Origin of the sequence: Cupriavidus pauculus (assembly GCF_008693385.1) — a bacterium.
Lineage (GTDB): Bacteria > Pseudomonadota > Gammaproteobacteria > Burkholderiales > Burkholderiaceae > Cupriavidus > Cupriavidus pauculus_D.
In genome coordinates this window covers 3,672,809-3,691,202 of the sequence record NZ_CP044065.1, presented here as the reverse complement: position 1 = coordinate 3,691,202, position 18,394 = coordinate 3,672,809, and the positions used below count along the sequence as shown (strand labels likewise).

Annotated in this window: 16 protein-coding genes; 4 read left to right on the top strand and 12 right to left on the bottom strand. The window is 67.4% G+C overall.

Going from position 1 to position 18,394, the window contains the following annotated elements:
• Window positions 1-2: 2 nt before the first annotated feature.
• The 8 genes from mraY to coq7 form a co-directional block, all read right to left on the bottom strand.
• Window positions 3-1,172 carry a phospho-N-acetylmuramoyl-pentapeptide-transferase gene (gene mraY / locus FOB72_RS17000; protein ID WP_109580034.1) on the bottom strand — a complete coding sequence of 390 codons (1,170 nt, stop codon included), beginning with the start codon at window positions 1,170-1,172 and terminating at the stop codon, window positions 3-5.
• Between the two features lie 2 nt (window positions 1,173-1,174).
• On the bottom strand, window positions 1,175-2,587 hold the full coding sequence (locus tag FOB72_RS16995; protein ID WP_223851371.1) for a UDP-N-acetylmuramoyl-tripeptide--D-alanyl-D-alanine ligase: 1,413 nt from the start codon (window positions 2,585-2,587) through the stop codon (window positions 1,175-1,177).
• Entirely contained in the window at window positions 2,584-4,131 is a 1,548-nt protein-coding gene (locus tag FOB72_RS16990; RefSeq protein WP_150373653.1) for a UDP-N-acetylmuramoyl-L-alanyl-D-glutamate--2,6-diaminopimelate ligase, read from the bottom strand. Before FOB72_RS16990 ends, FOB72_RS16995 begins: the two co-directional genes overlap by 4 nt.
• Complete coding sequence (locus FOB72_RS16985; RefSeq protein ID WP_150373652.1) at window positions 4,128-5,957, bottom strand: peptidoglycan D,D-transpeptidase FtsI family protein; 1,830 nt, start codon at window positions 5,955-5,957, stop codon at window positions 4,128-4,130. The genes FOB72_RS16990 and FOB72_RS16985 overlap by 4 nt, the downstream gene beginning before the upstream one ends.
• Window positions 5,954-6,295, bottom strand: a complete 342-nt coding sequence (ftsL, locus tag FOB72_RS16980) for a cell division protein FtsL (RefSeq protein ID WP_150373651.1) — start codon at window positions 6,293-6,295, stop codon at window positions 5,954-5,956. The genes FOB72_RS16985 and ftsL overlap by 4 nt, the downstream gene beginning before the upstream one ends.
• Window positions 6,292-7,275: a 16S rRNA (cytosine(1402)-N(4))-methyltransferase RsmH gene (rsmH, locus tag FOB72_RS16975; protein ID WP_150373650.1), complete on the bottom strand. Its 984-nt coding sequence runs from the start codon at window positions 7,273-7,275 to the stop codon at window positions 6,292-6,294. Before rsmH ends, ftsL begins: the two co-directional genes overlap by 4 nt.
• Window positions 7,276-7,282: 7 nt before the next feature.
• Window positions 7,283-7,711 (bottom strand): division/cell wall cluster transcriptional repressor MraZ, encoded by a 429-nt coding sequence (gene mraZ, locus FOB72_RS16970; RefSeq protein ID WP_150373649.1) that lies wholly within the window; start codon window positions 7,709-7,711, stop codon window positions 7,283-7,285.
• Window positions 7,712-8,163: 452 nt separating this feature from the next.
• Entirely contained in the window at window positions 8,164-8,787 is a 624-nt protein-coding gene (gene coq7, locus FOB72_RS16965; protein ID WP_150373648.1) for a 2-polyprenyl-3-methyl-6-methoxy-1,4-benzoquinone monooxygenase, read from the bottom strand.
• Between the two features lie 333 nt (window positions 8,788-9,120).
• Between coq7 and FOB72_RS16960 the strand changes: the two genes are divergently transcribed.
• The 4 genes from FOB72_RS16960 (at window position 9,121) to FOB72_RS16945 (ending at window position 12,405) form a co-directional block, all read left to right on the top strand.
• Window positions 9,121-10,263: a porin gene (locus tag FOB72_RS16960; protein WP_150373647.1), complete on the top strand. Its 1,143-nt coding sequence runs from the start codon at window positions 9,121-9,123 to the stop codon at window positions 10,261-10,263.
• Window positions 10,264-10,387: 124 nt separating this feature from the next.
• Window positions 10,388-11,389: a Bug family tripartite tricarboxylate transporter substrate binding protein gene (locus FOB72_RS16955; RefSeq protein WP_150373646.1), complete on the top strand. Its 1,002-nt coding sequence runs from the start codon at window positions 10,388-10,390 to the stop codon at window positions 11,387-11,389.
• Window positions 11,390-11,464: 75 nt separating this feature from the next.
• Window positions 11,465-11,953: a MarR family winged helix-turn-helix transcriptional regulator gene (locus tag FOB72_RS16950; protein ID WP_150373645.1), complete on the top strand. Its 489-nt coding sequence runs from the start codon at window positions 11,465-11,467 to the stop codon at window positions 11,951-11,953.
• Complete coding sequence (locus FOB72_RS16945; protein ID WP_150373644.1) at window positions 11,950-12,405, top strand: hypothetical protein; 456 nt, start codon at window positions 11,950-11,952, stop codon at window positions 12,403-12,405. The genes FOB72_RS16950 and FOB72_RS16945 overlap by 4 nt, the downstream gene beginning before the upstream one ends.
• Before the next feature lie 30 nt (window positions 12,406-12,435).
• On the opposite strand, the gene FOB72_RS16940 is transcribed toward FOB72_RS16945, so the two are convergent.
• The 4 genes from FOB72_RS16940 to FOB72_RS16925 all read right to left on the bottom strand — a co-directional run bounded on the left by FOB72_RS16940 (window position 12,436) and on the right by FOB72_RS16925 (window position 18,254).
• Complete coding sequence (locus FOB72_RS16940) at window positions 12,436-14,118, bottom strand: long-chain fatty acid--CoA ligase (RefSeq protein WP_150373643.1); 1,683 nt, start codon at window positions 14,116-14,118, stop codon at window positions 12,436-12,438.
• 179 nt (window positions 14,119-14,297) lie between these two features.
• On the bottom strand, window positions 14,298-14,960 hold the full coding sequence (locus FOB72_RS16935; protein WP_191002164.1) for a TetR/AcrR family transcriptional regulator: 663 nt from the start codon (window positions 14,958-14,960) through the stop codon (window positions 14,298-14,300).
• A gap of 64 nt (window positions 14,961-15,024) precedes the next feature.
• A complete protein-coding gene (locus tag FOB72_RS16930) occupies window positions 15,025-16,143 on the bottom strand; it encodes an aminopeptidase (protein ID WP_150373641.1) in 1,119 nt (372 codons plus the stop codon).
• Window positions 16,140-18,254: a molybdopterin-dependent oxidoreductase gene (locus FOB72_RS16925; protein WP_150373640.1), complete on the bottom strand. Its 2,115-nt coding sequence runs from the start codon at window positions 18,252-18,254 to the stop codon at window positions 16,140-16,142. The genes FOB72_RS16930 and FOB72_RS16925 overlap by 4 nt, the downstream gene beginning before the upstream one ends.
• Window positions 18,255-18,394 lie beyond the last annotated feature (140 nt).

Below are 18,394 nucleotides of genomic sequence, written 5' to 3'. Positions count from 1 at the left end.
ATTTACCGCAGCTTCAGCGACGAGAGCCCGATGAGCACGAGCAGCATCGTGATGATCCAGAACCGCACCGTCACCTGCGTTTCCTTCCAGCCGCTCAGCTCGAAGTGGTGGTGCAGCGGTGCCATGCGGAACAGCCGCCGGCCCTCGCCGTAACGGCGCTTCGTAAACTTGAACCACGTGACCTGCAGCATCACCGACAGCGTTTCCACCACGAAGATGCCGCCCATCACGAACAGCACGATTTCCTGCCGCACGATGATCGCGATCGTGCCTAGCGCGCCGCCGAGCGCCAGCGCGCCCACGTCGCCCATGAATACCTTGGCCGGGTGCGCGTTGAACCAGAGGAACGCGAGCCCCGCGCCGGCCATCGCCGAGCAGAAGATCAGCAATTCCCCCGCGCCCGGGATATGCGGGAACAGCAGGTACTTGCTGTACACCGAGCTGCCCATCACGTACGCGAACACGCCCAGCCCGCCGCCGACCAGCACCACGGGCATGATCACGAGGCCGTCGAGACCGTCGGTCAGGTTCACCGCGTTGCTCGAGCCGACGATCACGAAGTACGACAGCACGATGAAACCGGCCACGCCCAGCGGATAGCTGACCTCCTTGAAGAAGGGCACGATCAGGTTCGTCTTGTACGGCACGTCCGCGAGGAAGCCGCCCTCGATCCAGCTCAGGAACAGCGTCCACACGCGCACGTTGCTCGCTTCCGACACCGAGAACGCGAGATAGGTCGCGGCCACGAGGCCGATCAGCGTCTGCCAGAAAAACTTTTCGCGGCTCGACATGCCGCGCGGGTCGCGATACACCACCTTGCGGTAGTCATCGACCCAGCCCACCGCGCCGTAGCCCAGCGTGACCAGCATCACCACCCAGATGAAACGGTTGCCCCAGTCGCACCACAGCAGCGTGGAGATGGCGATCGAGATCAGCACGAGCACGCCGCCCATCGTCGGCGTACCCGACTTCACGAGGTGCGTCTGCGGGCCGATCGTGCGCACGGCCTGGCCGATCTTCATTTCGGTCAGGCGACGGATGACCCACGGACCGAATCCGAGACCGATCACCAGCGCGGTGAGGTTGGCCATCACCGCGCGGAACGTCAGGTAGTTGACGACCCGCAGGAAGCTGTAATCGTTTTGCAGCCACTGGGCCAGAGCCAATAACATCTTTAGTCTTTTCGTGATTGAACGGGAGTGGATGCGACCAGCGCATCGACGATCCGTTCCATGCGCATGAAGCGCGATCCCTTCACCAGCACGGCGCCCGCATCGGCCACCGTCCCTCCCACGAGCGCCTGCACGAGTGCCTCGGCGCTCTCCATGTGTGTGGCGCCTTTGCCAAACGCCTTGACCGTATGCACGGCCAGCTCGCCGGTCGCCCACAGCGCATCGACCCCGCGCTCGCGCGCATAGGCACCGATTTCCGTATGGAACGCCGGCCCCTGATCGCCCACCTCGCCCATGTCGCCGAGCACGAGCACGCGCGGCGCGGCAAACCCGGCCAGCACGTCGATCGCGGCGCGCATCGAGTCCGGATTCGCGTTGTAGGTATCGTCGATCAATACGACGCCCGCGGCGGTGTGCTTCACCTGCAGACGGCCCTTGACCGCCGAGAACCCGGCCAGTCCGGCCTGAATGGCCGGGATATCGACGCCGGCCGCGAGCGCGCAGGCCGTGGCGGCGAGCGCGTTGCGCACGTTGTGCGTGCCCAGCAGTTGCAGCCGTACATCGAACGTCTTGCCCGGCGCCGTCACGTGCAGCACCTGCACGCCGTCCTCGAGCGTGACCGTCGCGCGGACATCCGCGGCGGCGTCGGTACCGAACGACAGCACGGGGCGGTTGCCCGCCGCCGCGCGCCAGACATCGGCATGCGCGCCGCCGCTTTCGGCGTCGATCGGGAACACGGCAACGCCATCGGCCGGCAACGCGGCGATCGCATGCGCATGCTCCGCCGCCACGGCCGCCACGCTGACCATGAATTCCTGATGCTCGCGCTGGGCGTTGGTGATGACGGCGACGGTCGGCTGCGCGATGCGCGCCAGGTACACCGTCTCCCCCGGATGGTTCATGCCGAGTTCGAGCACGGCCAGCTTGTGGTGCGCGCGCAGGCGCAGCACCGTCAGCGGCAGGCCAATATCGTTGTTCAGGTTGCCGCCCGTGGCCAGCCGGTCGGCCTCGCCGACGGCCGCCGCGAAGATGGCGGCGATCATTTCCTTGACCGTGGTCTTGCCGTTGCTGCCCGTCACGGCCACCGTCGGCGGCGTGAACGCACGGCGCCAGCCGGCAGCGAGGTCGCCGAGCGCGAGACGCGTATCGGGCGCGACGATCGCGGGCACCCCCACGTCGACGTCGCGGCTGACGAGCACCGCGGCGGCGCCGCGCGCCACCACGTCGGCAAGAAAGTCATGCGCGTCGAACCGGTCGCCGCGCAGCGCGACGAACAGGTCGCCGGGTGCCACGGTGCGGCTGTCGGTATGCACGCGCGAGAACGCGCGCGTGCCGTCGCCGAGCACCTTGGCGCCGTCGATCCAGCCGGCGGCCTGCTGCAGCGTGGTCATCATCGTATTCATGTCGGGGGTCATGCGGACACCCCCCGGGTACCGAGCGTCAGGCGCACGTGCTCGCGATCGGAGAACGGACGCTTGCGCCCCTGAATCTCCTGCGTCGCTTCATGGCCCTTGCCGGCCACGAGCACCACGTCGGCGGATGCCGCATGCTTGATTGCGTAAAGGATTGCGGCGGCGCGGTCCTCGATCTGGCGCGCGCGCGAACGGTCCTGCATGCCGTCGGCAATTGCGTCCAGGATGTTCTGGGGGTCCTCGCTGCGCGGATTGTCGCTGGTCAGCACGACCTCGTCGGCCAGCCGTTCCGCCACTTCGCCCATCAGCGGGCGCTTGGTCGCGTCGCGGTCGCCGCCGCAGCCGAACACGCACCACAGCCGGCCCTGCCGCGCGGCTGCGACGGGCCGCAGCGCGGCCAGCGTCTTGGCCAGCGCGTCGGGCGTATGCGCGTAGTCGACCACCGCGAGCGGCGCGTCGTGGCCGCCGAACAGTTCCATGCGGCCATCCACGGGCGCGAGCGTGCGCAGCGCGGCGACCGCGGCGTCCCATGCGACGCCGTTGGCGAGCGCGGCGCCGAGCACCGCCAGCAGGTTGCTGACGTTGAACGCGCCAATCATCGGCGTCATCAGGTCGGCGCTGCCAAAGCTGCCATCGATATGGAAAGCCGTGCCGGTCGCCGTGGCGCGCACGTTGGTCGCACGCAGCCATGCCGCGCGCGCGGCCGTCGGCGCGGCATCGCCATCGATGCCGTACTCGATCACGCGCGGCGCGGTGGTTCCCGCCGCATCGCCCGCGAGCAGGCGCTGGCCCATCGCGTCGTCACGGTTGATCACCGCGGCGCCCAGGCCCTCCCAGCGGAACAGCAACTGCTTGGCCGCCTCGTACTCGGCCATCGTGCCGTGATAGTCGAGGTGGTCCTGCGTCAGGTTCGTCAGCACGGCCACACCGAAGCGCGTGCCCGCGACGCGGCCCTGCTCGAGCCCGTGCGACGATACTTCCATCGCCACGGCCCGCGCGCCCGCGTCGTGCAGATCGGCCAGGCTCTGCTGCAGCTGCACGGCATCGGGCGTGGTGAAGCCCGTCATATGCAGCGCGTCGGGGAAACCCGTGCCCAGCGTGCCGATGGTCGCGCACGGCGTACCGGCGGCCCGCAGCACGCGCGCCAGCCATTGCGCGCAGGAGGTCTTGCCGTTGGTGCCGGTGATACCCGTCACGGCAAGGTCGCGTTCGGCGATGCGATACCAGCCCGCGGCGATCGGGCCCGCCAGACGATGGAGGCCACGGATCGCCAGATGCGGGGCGGCGTCGCCGTCCCGCCAGGCGTAGCCGTCCGCCTCGTACACCACGGCCGAGGCGCCGGCGGCAATCGCGCCCGCGATATGCGGCCGGCCATCGGTCGCCAGACGCGCATTGCCCAGCACGTACGCGAAGAACACGTCGTTCGGCGCCAGCCGGCGCGTGTCGCCGGTCAGGCGCGCGCCGGCTGGCACCCGCGCATGCAGCCAGGCCAGCGCGTCGCTGGCCTGTGCTTGGACATCGGAGGGGAGCATCGGCTTGTCCGTCATGGCGTTGCCACCCAGGGCTCGCTCTCCTGCACCTTGTCGCTGACCATGAGCTGGCGAATCGGCGAATCGGGCTGGACATTCAGCGCGCGCAGCGTGCCGCCCATGATCTGCGAAAACACCGGACCCGCCGCCGCGCCGCCATAGTGGCTGCCGGCCGTCGGTTCATCGACGCTCACCGCGACGATCACGCGCGGGTTCGACATCGGCGCCAGGCCGATAAACGATGCGCGGTACTTGCTGCGGTCGTAGCCGCGGCCCACGTGCTTGTAGGCGGTACCGGTCTTGCCCCCGACGCGATAGCCCATCACCTGCGCTTCGGGCGCGGTACCGCCGGGCGCCGTCACGGTCTCGAGCATCGCGCGCACGTCGCGCGCCACCTGCGGCGACAGCACGCGCTCGCCCGTGGCGGGGCCGTTGGTCTTGAACATCGACACCGGAATGATCTCGCCGTCGTGCGCGAAGATCGTATAGGCGTGCGCGATCTGGAACAGCGACACCGACAGGCCGTAGCCATACGACATGGTCGCCTGCTCGATCGGCCGCCAGCTCTTGAACGGACGCACGCGGCCGGCCACCGCGCCCGGGAAGCCGATCTTCGGCGCCTGGCCGAGGCCGACGCTGGTAAACATGTCCCACATTTCCTGCGGCTTGAGCATCATCGCGATCTTGGTCGTGCCGATGTTGCTCGACTTCTGGATCACGCCGCCCACGGTCAGCGCGCCGTAGTTGTGCGTATCGGTGATCGTCGCGCCTTCGAAGTTGTACTTGCCGGTGGTCTGGACCACCGTCGACGGCGTCACGCGCTTCAGCTGCAGCGCGAGGCCCACCGTAATCGGCTTCATCATCGAACCGGGCTCGAACGTGTCGGTCAGCACGCGGTTGCGCAGCTGCTCGCCCGTCAGGCGCGAGCGGTCGTTGGGGTTGTAGGTCGGCCAGTTCGCCAGCGCCAGCACCTCGCCGGTCTGCGCGTCGAGCACCACCGCGCTCACGGCCTTGGCCTTGCTGCGCTCGGCGGCGGCCTTCACTTCGTTGAAGGCCAGGTACTGGATCTTCGCGTCGATCGACAGCTGCATGTCGCGGCCGTCGCGCGGCGTCTTCAGGATGCCGACGTCCTCGACCACGCGGCCGAGGCGGTCCTTGATGACCTGACGCGCGCCGGGCTTGCCCGCCAGCATGTCCTCGCGCGCGAGTTCCACGCCTTCCTGACCCTTGTCCTCGACGTTGTTGAAGCCGACGATGTGCGCCATCGCCTCCCCTTCCGGGTAGAAGCGCTTGTATTCACGCGTCTGGTGAATGCCCTCGATCTTGAGCGCGGCGATCTTGTCGGCCGCGTCCGGCAGCACCTGGCGCTTCAGGTAGACGAAGCTCTTGTCCTCGTCGAACTTGCGCTGCAGGTCCTTCTCGGACATTTCGAGCAGCTTCGCGAGCTGGCGCCGGTCCGCCGCGGAAATATCGTTCGGCACGTCCTCGGGCACAGCCCAGACGGCCTTCACCGGCAGGCTCGTGGCGAGCACGAGGCCATTGCGGTCCAGAATCTTGCCGCGCGTGGCGGGCAGTTCCAGCGTGCGCTGGAAGCGCTTCTTGCCCTCGGCCTCATAGAACTGGTTGCCGGGCCCCTGGATCCACAGCGCGCGCGCGGCCAGCGCCGCGAACGCCGCGAACATCAGGAACACGACGAACTTCGAGCGCCACATCGGCAGACGCAGGCCCAGCACGGGGCTCGCCGAAAACTGGCCCGTGCGCGGACGCGACTGCGGCTGCGCCTGCTGGCGAGAGGCATTGTTACCGCGCGCGCGGGCGCCGAGGCTCGGACGGGCCAGACTCATTTGCTTGCCTCCGGCGCCGCAGCGCTCGCGGCCGATCCTGCGGCCGTATTGGCGACGGATCCGGGCGCGGGCAGCGCCACGCCGGCCAGATACTGCGTCTTGCCCGGCATGACGGGCGCCATCTTCAGCTGCGTGCGTGCCGCGTCGGCAATGCGCGCGCTCTTGCCGAGCGCGCTCTGCTGGTACTGCAGGCGGGACCAGTCGATATCGAGCTGCTTCTCCTCCGCCTGCGCGCGCTCGAGCGCGACGAACAGCGTGCGCGCCTGATGCTGGGCACCGACGAGCGACAGCGCGCAGAACACCAGCGCGGCGAGCAGGAAGAAGGTCAGGCGGTTCATGCGGTCACCGCCCCGGCAGAGAGTTTCTCGGCCACACGCATCACGGCGGAGCGCGCGCGCGGGTTGTCGGTCACCTCCTGCTCGCTCGGCTTGAAGCGGCCAAGCAGTTTCAGCGTGGGCTGCGGCAGGTCGGCCGCGCGCAACGGCGCACGGCGCAGCGCCGGGTCGGCATCCATCTGCGGACGCGCGTGCGCCTGCATGAACCGCTTGACGATGCGGTCCTCGAGCGAGTGAAAGCTGATCACCACGAGGCGGCCTCCGACCTGGAGCAGTTCGTATGCCGCCTTCAGACCTCTCTCGAGGTCCTCAAGCTCTTGATTGACGAAAATCCGTAGAGCCTGAAAGGTGCGGGTCGCAGGGTCCTGGCCCTTCTCGCGTGTTTTGACGGCTTTCGCCACGAGCGCGGCAAGGTCGGCAGTAGTGGCGATGGGTCCGCCATCGCCGGGTTCGCGCCGGCGAGCAACAATCGCCTTTGCAATCTGTACAGCAAACCGTTCTTCCCCATAGTCTCGTATCACCCTGGCAATGTCCTGCTCGTCCGCCTGCGCGAGCCATTCGGCCGCGGTCATGCCGCGCGTGGTGTCCATGCGCATGTCCAGCGGGCCATCGAAACGAAAGGAGAACCCCCTCGCCGCCTCGTCGATCTGGGGCGAGCTGATCCCCAGGTCGAGCAACACCCCCGCGAGCGGCGCACGACCGGACAGGCGTTCGCCCATCGTGCCGAAGCTCGCGTGCTCAATGGAGAAGCGGGCATCCTGGATGGTGCCCGCTTCTGCGATTGCTGCCGGATCCTTGTCGAACGCGACGAGCGCCCCGGCTGGTCCCAGCCGCGCGAGGATGGCGCGGCTGTGCCCGCCCCGGCCGAAGGTGCCGTCCACATAGGCGCCGTCGGGCCGCCAGACGAGCGCCTCGACGGCTTCGTCCAGCAACACGGTGCGATGGCGCAGGGCGGTGGTCCCCGGCGTTCCGGTAGGGCTCATGACCTCTTCAGAAAGAGAATTGCTTCAACGCTTCCGGCATGCCCTGCGCCATCGCCTGCTGTTCCTTGGCGGTGTACGTCGCGGCATCCCAGATTTCGAAATGACTGCCCATGCCGAGCAGCATGACCTCTTTGTCGAGCGTGGCGGCCGTGCGCAGCTCCGGTGCAATCAGCACGCGGCCGGCGCCGTCCATGTCCACGTCGGCGGCATTCCCCAGAAAGATGCGCTTCCACCAGTGCGCGTCCATCGGCAGTGCCGCAATGCGGTTACGGAAGGATTCCCATTCGGGTCGGGGAAACAGCAACAGGCAGCCGTCCGGGTGCTTGGTCAGCGTCACCCGGCCCTCGGCCTGCTGATGCAGCGCCTCGCGATGCCGCGCCGGAATGGACATCCGACCCTTGGCATCCAGCGAAAGCGCCGAAGCTCCCTGGAACAAACTCTCTCCCCCCGTGGGCGCTGCGACTCGAATCCACTAGCTTCCGGGAATGATCGCAGCAATGCACCCCTAAATCACACAAAAACACACTTGCTCACACAATTTCCCACTTTAGAGTAAGCACTTTGGCCGGTCAAGGCTGCGCAACAGGGGAGAAAAGGGGGTTTTTCGAATCAGAACAAAGACTTAGCGCGCCAACCTCACGCACCATGACAGTGAAATATCAATGAAATGAAGATCTTAGGGAGTAAACCGGAGAAACCACCTGAGAACCGTCCGAGGACACCGCGTCGACAAAGGATTTCGACGCGATTTCGCGCCGTTGCGAAGGATACAACGTTTTGCCGCGCGCCCCGCTCGCGCAAGGGCTCGCGCGGGTTTTCCACAGCCCCGGCGTGCAGCCCTCGCACGCGGTCGCATGACCCGCCGCGCCGAGGCGTCGGACCGTGCCGTCAGACGCGGTACGCGGTGGTCGTCATGACGCGCGATGCACCACGCATGAGCGCGCGGATCGCGTTCGGGAGCGGTATCCCGCCCGCATCGCGCGCGGCATCGCCGTGACGGATCTCGTCGTCGCGCATCTGCTCGAGGATCGCGCGCGAGCGGCCATCGGCCTGCGGCAGCTTGTCGAGATGGCTGGTCAGATGATGTTCGACCTGCCGCTCGGTCTCGGCGACGAAGCCCAGGCTCACGCGATCGCCCGCGCGGCCCGCGAGCCAGCCGATCGCGAATGCGCCCGCGTACCACACGGGGTTGAGCAGGCTCGGACGCGAACCCAGTTCGCGCAGCCGGTCCGCGCACCACGACAGATGGTCTTCTTCCTCGCGCGCGGCCTCGTCCATCTGCGCGCGCACGGGCGCGCTATGCGCGGTCAGCTTCTGCGCCTGGTACAGGGCCTGCGCGCATACCTCTCCCACATGGTTGATTCGCATGAGCCCGGCCACGTGCTGGCGCTCGGCCGCCGACAACGGTTCGGTATCGGGCGCGAGACGGTTCGCGGGATTCTCGCGGCCGGCACGGGTCACGCCGGCGATCGCGCGCAATGCCACGTCGAATTCTCGAATCAGGAAGTCCATGTATGTCGATGGATAGGCAATGAGGAGTTTCCAGCAGCCGTCGTCGTCATCCGAAATGCGCGGCGCTACCGGTCCGGGAATTCCCGCATTGTACTCCGAGCGTTCCTGTCCGCGCCCCGCAAGGCCGCGCCAGTGCTGGCACCGGTCCCCACAAACCCTGAGTTGTGAAAAGAAGACAAGACGTTTACCTCAGGGTCAATTGCATGACTCCGTGCGCTAGAGTGTTTCCCGACTTCGGCAAGAAGTTGGGCGCGGAAGGATGAGAGAGAGAGAGACAGGCAGTGAGGAGATTCTTCCGCGCTCCACATAATTCTTATATGGAGATAACCGAGCATGAAGAAATCGCTTCTCGCGCTTGCGGCCTTGAGTACGTTCTCCGGCGTGGCGGCCGCTCAATCGAGCGTGATCCTCTACGGCGTCGTCGATCTGCCGATCGAATACAACAATCACCTGGCACCCGGATTCAACCAGCCCGGCGGCGGCAGCCGCGTCGGGCTGCAGACCGGTGGCGGCCTGTCCGGCTCGCGCTGGGGCCTGCGCGGCACCGAGGACCTCGGCGGCGGCACGAAGGCCCTGTTCGTGCTCGAATCGGGCTTCGGCGTCGATGACGGCAAGTCGCAGCAGGGCGGCCGCCTGTTCGGCCGCCAGGCGTACGTCGGCATGCAGAACGACTCGCTGGGCCGGCTGACCTTCGGCCGCCAGTACACGACGATGTTCGACATGTTCGCGAACTTCTCGCCGACCGGTTACGCCACGATCTACGAGCCCGTGGTCGCGCAGCTGGGCACCAACTTCCGCTCCGACAACACCGTCAAGTACACCGCCGTGTTCGGCGCGCTGACTGCGGAAGCGCACTGGAGCTTCGGCACGGGCGTCGCGGCCATCGGCCTGAATCCGCTCGCGAACGGCGGCTCGGGCGAAACCCCCGGCAACTTCGACAACAACGCGGGCGGCGGTGCGGGCCTGCTGTACATGTCCGGGCCGCTCGGCCTGACGGTCGCCTATGACGAATGGCGACCGACGGCCACGATCAACGACCCCGGCCGCTCGCGCAAGATCGGTGCCGCGGCCAGCTACAGCTATGGCCCCGCCAAGCTGATGGCCGGCTACCGCTGGGGCCGCATCACCGCCCCCGACGGCAGCGAACTGCAGCGCGACAACTACTACTGGGTCGGCCTGAACTATCAGGTCACCGCGCCGCTCAGCCTCACGCTGGCGTATTTCTACGACGACCTCAAGCAGCTGCGCCCCACGCTGGCATCGCCCTCGAACAACCCGACCAACCCGTGGCAGATCAGCTTCGTGGCGGACTACAACTTCTCCAAGCGCACCGACGTGTACCTGACCACGGGCTTCTCCAAGAACTCGGGCCTGAACTTCGACACCTCGGCCGTGAGCTTCGCGAACGGATACTTCCCGCAGGCGGGCAAGAACACGATGATCGGCGTGGCGCTCGGCATCCGGCACAAGTTCTGATCCTCCGGGTGAGGGAACACCACGGCCGACAGTGGGATTTCCCTCATCCACGGTGTGCGCCACATGCAACTAGAATGGGCGGCGAGACCGGACCCATCCCGGCCCCCATTCTGGAGACATCGCCATGCAACAACCTCGCCGCCGCGCGCTCGCGCTGCTGCTGTCGGCCGCCGTACTGCCCTTCGCCCTGCCCGCCGCGCACGCCGCCGACCCCTACCCCAACAAGCCGATCCGCCTGGTCGTGCCGTTCGCGGCCGGCGGCACCACCGACATCCTCGCCCGCGCGGTCTCGGCCGAGCTGTCCAAGCTCGCGGGCTGGAACGTCGTCGTCGATAACCGCCCCGGCGCCGGCGGCAACATCGGCGCGGACATGGTCGCGAAGTCCGCCCCGGACGGTTACACCCTGCTCATGGGCACCGTGGGCACGCACGGCATCAACCAGTCGCTGTACGGCAAGCTGCCGTTCGATCCGATCAAGGACTTCGCGCCGATCACGCTCGTGGCCGCGGTGCCGAACGTGCTCGTGGTGAACCCCGCCTTCGCGCAGCAGAACCACATCAACAGCGTCAACGACCTCATCGCCTACGCGCGCGCCAACCCCGGCAAGCTCAACATGGCGTCGAGCGGCAACGGCACCTCGATCCATCTGGCCGGCGAACTGTTCAAGACGCAGACCAAGACCTTCATGGTCCATTTCCCGTACCGCGGCAGCGGCCCCGCGCTGGCGGACCTCGCGGGCGGCACCATGCAGGTCATGTTCGACAACCTGCCGTCGTCGATGGCACTGATCAAGGCCGGCAAGCTCAAGGCGCTCGCGGTCACCAGCGCCAAGCCGTCGCCGGCGCTGCCCGACCTGCCGACCGTCGCGCAGGCCGCCAAGCTGCCGGGCTTCGAGGCCAGCTCGTGGTTCGGCCTGCTCGCTCCCGCCGGCACGCCGCACGAGATCATCCAGAAGATCCAGCAGGAAGTGGCCAGGAGCCTGGCCACGCCGGCGGTGCGCGAACGCATGCTCGCGCAGGGCGCGGACCCGAGCGGCAACACGCCCGAGCAGTTCGCGGCGCTGATCAAGTCCGAGCACGTCAAATGGGCGAAGGTGGTGAAGGACTCGGGCGCGAAGGTGGACTGACCGCGTTCCCGCAGGCCCGGGCACGGCGGGCATGGGCATATACTTGAGACTTCAACAAATGTCCGCCGCCCCGCCATGTCCGCTACCGAACCGCACGCACAGATCGATCTGGAAACGCGCGCCGGCGACAGCGGCCACGCCGCGCTGCGTCTGTGGCTGCGGCTGCTGACCTGCACCACGCTGGTGGAAACCGATATCCGCTCGCGCCTGCGTCAGGACTTCGCGGTCACGCTGCCGCGGTTCGACCTCATGTCCCAGCTGGACCGCCATCCCGAGGGCCTCAAGATGGGCGAGCTGTCGCGCCGCATGATGGTCACGGGTGGCAACGTCACCGGCATTACCGATCAGTTGCAGGAAGAGGGCCTCGTCACGCGCGAGCCCCTGCCCAACGATCGCCGCGCCTATCTCATCCGGCTGACACCGGCTGGCCGGGAAGCCTTTTCGCGCATGGCACTTGCGCACGAAGCGTGGGTCGAACGTCTGTTCGCGGGGCTCGCCGAAGCCGATCGCGACGCGCTGTTCCGACTGCTCGGCACCCTCAAAACCAGCCTGACCACGTCATGACACTCGTCCGCACCCTTCTTGCCAGTTCTCCGCTCGCGCTGGCCGCGCTGCTGACCGCGTGCGCGAGCCAGCCGCAACCGCCGCAGGTCACGCCCATCAACGCCACCGTGAAGCTCGGCCGCGTTACCGAGAAAACCTATCTGTCGCGGGTCGATGTCACCCAGACGCCGGCCTATGGCGGCACCGGCGTGGGCGTCGGCGCCGCCGGTGTGGGTGGCGGCGGTGGCGGTGGCGTGGGGGTCGGGATGTCGTTCGATCTGTCGCGGCTGTTCAACAAGCCGCCGCCCGCGCAGCAGATCGACCTCTTCCAGTACAAGGTACGCGCGCAGGATGGCACCATCGCGTCCGTCAACGCGCCGGCCGCGCCAGGGCTCGACGTCGGCACATGCGTGCGGCTGACTTACCCCGATGGCGTGCAGCAGCCGCAGATGGGCCCGTCCAACGAGTGTTGAAGGGCCCGGGCCGCTGGCGACTGACCGGGGTCAGGCCGCCTGGCGGCTGTCGCGCAGTTCGCGACGCAGGATCTTGCCGACGTTGGTCTTCGGCAGTTCGGTGCGGAACTCGACGTACTTCGGACGCTTGTAGCCCGTCAGCCGCTCCCTGCAGAACGCGATCACGGACTCCTCCGAGAGCGCCGGGTCCTTGCGCACGATAAAGAGCTTCACGACCTCCCCCGAGTGCACGTCGGGCACGCCCACCGCGGCCACTTCGAGCACGCCCGGGCATTCGGCCACGACCCCTTCCACCTCGTTCGGATAGACGTTGAAGCCCGAGACCAGGATCATGTCCTTCTTGCGATCGACGATCTTCGTGTAGCCGCGCTCGTCCATCACGCCGATATCGCCGGTCTTGAAGTAGCCATCGGGCGTCATGACCTTGGCCGTCTCGTCGGGGCGGTTCCAGTAGCCCGCCATCACCTGCGGCCCGCGCAGGCAGATTTCGCCGGGCTGGCCCAGCGGCACGTCGTTGCCGTCGTCGTCGCGGATCGCGATTTCCGTCGAGGGCAGCGGCAGCCCGATCGTGCCCGAGAACGCATCGGTATCGGTCGGATTGCACGTGGCCGACGGCGACGTCTCCGAGAGGCCGTAGCCTTCGATGATCGGACAGCCCGTGCGCGACAGCCACTTCTTCGCCACGGCCTCCTGCACCGCCATGCCGCCGCCGTTCGCGACGCGCAACCCCGAGAAATCGACCTTGTCGAAGTCCGGATGATTGAGCAGCGCGTTGTAGAGCGTGTTCACGGCCGGGAACATATTGAAGCGGTACTTCTGCAGTTCCTTGATAAAGCCCGGGATATCGCGCGGATTCGGAATCAGCACCGACAGGCCGCCATTGCGCATGCCCAGCAGGCAGCAGACCGTGAGCGCGAAGATGTGGTACAGCGGCAGCGCGGTGATCGTGATCACCTGGTCGATCGGCGCGCCCTTGTCCAGCGCGGGCTGCATCCATGCCTCGGACTGCAGCACATTGGCCACGACATTGCGATGCAGCAGCACCGCGCCCTTCGAGATCCCCGTGGTGCCGCCCGTGTACTGCAGGAACGCGATATCGTCGGGACCGGTATTCACCGGCGCCAGCGTCAGCTGGCGCGACTCGCGGAGGACGTCGTTGAAGCGCACGCAGTTCGGCAACTGCCACTCGGGCACCATCTTCTTGACGTTGCGCACGACGAAGTTGACGACCGCGCCCTTCACGGTGCCCAGCATGTCGCCCATGCTCGCCACCACCACGTGGCGCACCGGCGTGTTCGGCAGCACCGCCTGCAGCGTGGCCGCGAAATTCTCGAGGATGACGATCGCCTCGGCGCCGCTGTCCTTCAGCTGATGCTCGAGCTCACGCGGCGTGTACAGCGGATTGACGTTGACCACGACGTAGCCCGCGCGTAGCACCCCCGCCAGCACCACCGGATACTGCAGCACGTTCGGCATCATGATGGCCACGCGCGCGCCGGGCTTCAGCCCCCGCGACTGGAGCCACGCGCCGAACTGGCGCGAGAGGCGGTCGAGGTCGCCATACGTGATGGACGCATCCATGCACACGAACGCGCGCCTGGCCGCATAGGTACGGAACGATTCCTCGAGCAACTGGGCCAGCGAACGATAGGGACTGGCATCGATCTCCGCGGGGACGCCTGCCGGATATTGCTTCAGCCACAGTTTTTCCATACGCCGGTCTCCTGAATTTCTGAATGGTCGTTCGCTTTTTTGGGGAATCCTAAACGTGCGCCCCGCCTAAGACAACACGTTAGATGAACTCCTCGACACCACAATTCGCCTGAATCGTGAATTATGCGACACTCGACAGACCCTTGCGAGGGATTACCCCTACCGGCAGCCGCGCCCGCTCAGGGCAGCACCAGCTTCATCATGTTCGCGGCCAGCTCGCGCGCCAGCAGTTCTTCATCCATGCGGCCCGGCACATGCCACGTGTACATGAACCCGATGACACTGCCGATCGCATGCGCGGTCACGCGCGCATCGCCGAACGACAGCACACCCGCGGAACGGCCCTCGTCGAGCAACGCGTACAGGTCGCGATAGAAATCGCGCGCCATGCGCTCGAGCCATGCCACCGTATCCGGCTTCAGGTACTGGTTGTCCCGAAAACTCAGCGTGGCCGCGACATGGCAACGCACGCAGCGCCGCGCGAGCTCCAGCAGGCAGGCCTGCAACCGCTCGCGCACGGGCAGCGACGCATCGGCCGTCTCGCGAAGCACGGGCAGGCAGGTCTGCGCCGACTCCCGGCACAGGATGTCGAAGATCTCGTACTTGTCGGTGAAGTAATAGTAGACGGCGGGCTTGGTCACGCCCAGCGCGCGGCACAGGTCGTTCATCGTCATGCCGGGATAGCCCTTCGTGTAGAAGAGCTGCGCCGCGGCATCCAGAATCTGCCGCCGCCGGGCTTCCTGCCGCTCGGCCACGTGGGCGCGTGCCGGTCCGTCTTCCGCGAGCGTCAGCGCCTCGGCGGCGCGCGGTCCGGTGTGCGTTTTCTTTGGGGCGTGTGACATGGTGCGCAATTCTCGCATGTGCGAGGTCGGGCTAGGACGATTCCGATGCGTCAGTTGACGGCAATCAGTTGCCCGCGCGGTCGGCCGTCAGCGGCTCCACATGCGTGGCCGGCGGCGCGAGCCTGCGCAGCGCAGCGTCGCGCTCCTTCGCGGGCAGATCGCCGATGCGCCCGGCGGCCGCATAGAAGCACTTCCACTCGCCGTGGCATTGCGCGAGCAGCGCGGTGAACGCCGGCACCCATTGCTGATAGGTGGCCACGGCCGCGAGCTGGGCATTGGTCAGGGGCCGGTCGAACCAGCGGTCGTAGCCGCTGTAGCCGCCCCACGATGTCTTGAGCGTCTCGTACTCGGCGCGCAGGTCGGCGAAGATCTGCGCCTTGCCGCGCCGCTTGGCCGCCTCGTCCTGATTCGATCGGTAGAGCGCGACGAGCCGGTCGCGCGTGCGCAGCAGCATCGCCCGGAACTGCACGCGGCGCTCGTCGTAGAGCCGGTAGCTCGCGCGCGCGTCGGGCGACGCATCCTCCGCGAGCCAGCGCTCCACGCCCGCCGTTTCCACGGCCGTGGCGAACGATTCGTTGAACGCGGTGTCGTTGCGCACGTACACGACCTGATGCGCGAGTTCGTGGAAGATCATGCGCGCGAGTTCGCCCTCGGGCAGATAGACGAACGTGTTCAGCAGCGGATCGTCGAAATAGCCAAGCGTCGAATAGGCGGGAATGCCCGCCACGTAGGCGTCGTAGCCTTCCTTGCGCAACTCCGCCGCATAGCGGTCGGCATCGTCCTGCGCGTAGTAGCCGCGGTACGTGATGCAGCCGACGACCAGGAAGCACCACTTGTGCAGGTCCATCGACAGCTCGGGCGTGGCAAACACGCTCCACACCACGTACGGCCGATGCAGGTTTGCATAGCGGCGGTAGCTGCCGTTGTCCGGCAGCAGCAGTTCGCGCGACGCGAAGTCGCGCATCCTGCCGGCCAGCGCCAGTCGCTGCGCAAGGCGCGCGTCGTTGGCATCGTTCGCGTTGGCGATCGCATCGTCGAGCGACCGTGCCTGCGCCATCACGCCCAGATGCCCGCCGATCGACTGGTAGTAATACCCCAGCGTGTCGCAGCCGGCCACGAGCACGGCGGCGGCGAGTGCGAGGATCGCACCCGCCACGCGCCGGCAGGCCGGCCGCCGGATCATGACGCGATGCCCTCGCGTTCGGACTGGGTCACCGCCTCCACTTCCACGAGGCAGTCGTAGAAGACCGGCGCGCGCCCCAGGTCGGTCAGGCGCTGGCTCGTCAGTTCGTTGGCGTTCTTGCCGTCCGGCGCGAGCTTCTTCCACCAGATGGAGAGCCCCACCACGAGCCCCTGACGCGCGCGCTCGGTCACGCGTGCCCGGACGCGCAGGGTGCCGCGGTCGTTGAACGCGCGCACGATCGCGCCATCCACGATGCCGCGCGCCGCCGCGTCCTGCGGATGGATGTCCAGATGCGGCTCGCCCTCGGTGGCCCGCAGGCTATCGACGTTCACGAACGAGCTGTTCAGGAAGTTGCGCGCGGGCGGCGAGATCATCGCGAGCGGATACCGCGAGGCGAGGTCCGGCGCCGTGGCCGGAGACTCGTACGGCGGCACATAGGCGGGCAGCGGGTCGAACCCGTCGCGCGCCATCGCTTCCGAATAGAACGCGCACTTGCCCGAGGCCGACGGAAAGTTGCCGTCGGCAAACGGCGCCGCGGGCACGTTCAGCTTTTGCCACCCCTCGGCCTTCAGCGTGTCCCAGTCGATACCCTTCGCGCGCGCGTCGCCACGATCGATCGCCTGCGCGGCAATGGCCTCGTCGCTGTCCTGGAAGCACGGGTCCGTGAAGCCCATGCGCGCCGCCAGCCGGCGGAAGATCTCGGTGTTCGGGAGCGACTCGCCGATCGGCGCAATCGCCTGGTTGTTGGCGAGGAAGTAGGTATGGCCATAGGCCTTGTGCACATCGACGTGTTCCAGCTGCGTCGTGGCCGGCAGCACGATATCGGCGTAATCGGCCGTATCGGTGCGGAAGTGCTCGAGCACCACCGTGAACAGGTCCTCGCGCGCGAAGCCGGCCGCGACCTTCGCGGACTCCGGCGCCACGGCGACGGGGTTGCTGTTGTAGACGACCACCGCCTCGATCTTCGGGCCGTTGCCGCCCGTGCCGTCGTCGAGCAGCGCATCGCCGATGGTGCTCATGTTCACCGTGCGCGGCACGCGCGGCCAGTCCGGCAGCAGGTCGGGCCGTTGCAGCGCCTGGTTGTCGACGGGGAAGAAGCCCGACGTCGATAGCTGCATGCCGCCCGCGGCGTGGCGCCATGCGCCGACGAGCGCCGGCAGGCATGCCACCGCGCGCACGGCCTGCCCGCCGCCATGGGCGCGCTGCATGCCGTAGTTCAGGCGGATGGCCACGGGCTGGCGCTCCCGCACCGCGGTGCGGCCATAGAGCGCGGCCAGCCATTCGATATCGTCCACGGGAATGCCGCAGATACCGGCCGCCCGCTCGGGCGTGAACGCTGCCGAGCGCTCGCGCAGCGCGTCGAAGCCGACCGTGTGCCGCGCAATGTAGTCGTGGTCCAGCAGATCGTCGCGAATCAGCACGTGCATGATCGCCAGCGCGAGCGCGCCGTCAGTGCCCGGCATCGGCGCGATATGGCGATGGCATTTCTCGGCCGTCAGCGAGCGGTAGGGATCGATCGCCACGAGCGTCGCGCCGCGGCGCTTGGCTTCCTGCACGCGCGTCCAGAAATGCAGGTTCGAGGCAATCGGGTTGCCGCCCCAGATGATCACGAGCTTCGCGTCGGCCACGTACTCGATATCCATGCCGACCGGCGCGCCGAACGTATAGCGCAGCGCGGTCGCGCCCGCGTTCGCGCAGATCGTGCGGTCGAGCAGCGACGCGCCGAGCTTGTGGAAGAAGCGCGCGGCCATGCTCTCCCCCTGCACGAGGCCCATCGTGCCCGCGTAGCTGTACGGGACGATCGCCTGCGGATCGCGCGCGGCAATGCCGGACAGCCGGCTCGCGATCTCCGTCAGCGCCTCGTCCCACGAAATGGGTTCGAAGCGTCCTTCGCCCTTCTTGCCCACGCGCCGCAGCGGCGTCAGCAGGCGGTCACGGTGGTAGGTCCGCTCGGTATAGCGCGACACCTTCGTGCACAGCACGCCACGCGTGGCGGGATGGTCGGGGTCGCCCACGACCTTGATGGCGCGGCCGTCCTCGACGGTGACGTGCAAGGCACAGGTATCGGGACAATCGTGGGGACAGGCGGCGCGGACGATGCTGGTGGCCATGGGGACGGAAATACGAGATGGGGGCAGGACGGCCGGCGCCCGCGACGCAGCGAATGCCGGCGGAATTTTGTTAAGGATTGTATTCGAATCCGGCCCTGCGGCGCCCATCCGACTTACGCTTCGCGGCCCCACTGGCTTTC

Coding starts and splice junctions, on each gene's coding strand:
- mraY (WP_109580034.1), bottom strand. CDS start 1,172: ATGTTATTGGCTCTGGCCCAGTGGCTGCAAAACGATTACAGCTTCCTG.
- FOB72_RS16995 (WP_223851371.1), bottom strand. CDS start 2,587: ATGACCCCCGACATGAATACGATGATGACCACGCTGCAGCAGGCCGCC.
- FOB72_RS16990 (WP_150373653.1), bottom strand. CDS start 4,131: ATGACGGACAAGCCGATGCTCCCCTCCGATGTCCAAGCACAGGCCAGC.
- FOB72_RS16985 (WP_150373652.1), bottom strand. CDS start 5,957: ATGAGTCTGGCCCGTCCGAGCCTCGGCGCCCGCGCGCGCGGTAACAAT.
- ftsL (WP_150373651.1), bottom strand. CDS start 6,295: ATGAACCGCCTGACCTTCTTCCTGCTCGCCGCGCTGGTGTTCTGCGCG.
- rsmH (WP_150373650.1), bottom strand. CDS start 7,275: ATGAGCCCTACCGGAACGCCGGGGACCACCGCCCTGCGCCATCGCACC.
- coq7 (WP_150373648.1), bottom strand. CDS start 8,787: ATGGACTTCCTGATTCGAGAATTCGACGTGGCATTGCGCGCGATCGCC.
- FOB72_RS16960 (WP_150373647.1), top strand. CDS start 9,121: ATGAAGAAATCGCTTCTCGCGCTTGCGGCCTTGAGTACGTTCTCCGGC.
- FOB72_RS16955 (WP_150373646.1), top strand. CDS start 10,388: ATGCAACAACCTCGCCGCCGCGCGCTCGCGCTGCTGCTGTCGGCCGCC.
- FOB72_RS16950 (WP_150373645.1), top strand. CDS start 11,465: ATGTCCGCTACCGAACCGCACGCACAGATCGATCTGGAAACGCGCGCC.
- FOB72_RS16945 (WP_150373644.1), top strand. CDS start 11,950: ATGACACTCGTCCGCACCCTTCTTGCCAGTTCTCCGCTCGCGCTGGCC.
- FOB72_RS16940 (WP_150373643.1), bottom strand. CDS start 14,118: ATGGAAAAACTGTGGCTGAAGCAATATCCGGCAGGCGTCCCCGCGGAG.
- FOB72_RS16935 (WP_191002164.1), bottom strand. CDS start 14,960: ATGTCACACGCCCCAAAGAAAACGCACACCGGACCGCGCGCCGCCGAG.
- FOB72_RS16930 (WP_150373641.1), bottom strand. CDS start 16,143: ATGATCCGGCGGCCGGCCTGCCGGCGCGTGGCGGGTGCGATCCTCGCA.
- FOB72_RS16925 (WP_150373640.1), bottom strand. CDS start 18,254: ATGGCCACCAGCATCGTCCGCGCCGCCTGTCCCCACGATTGTCCCGAT.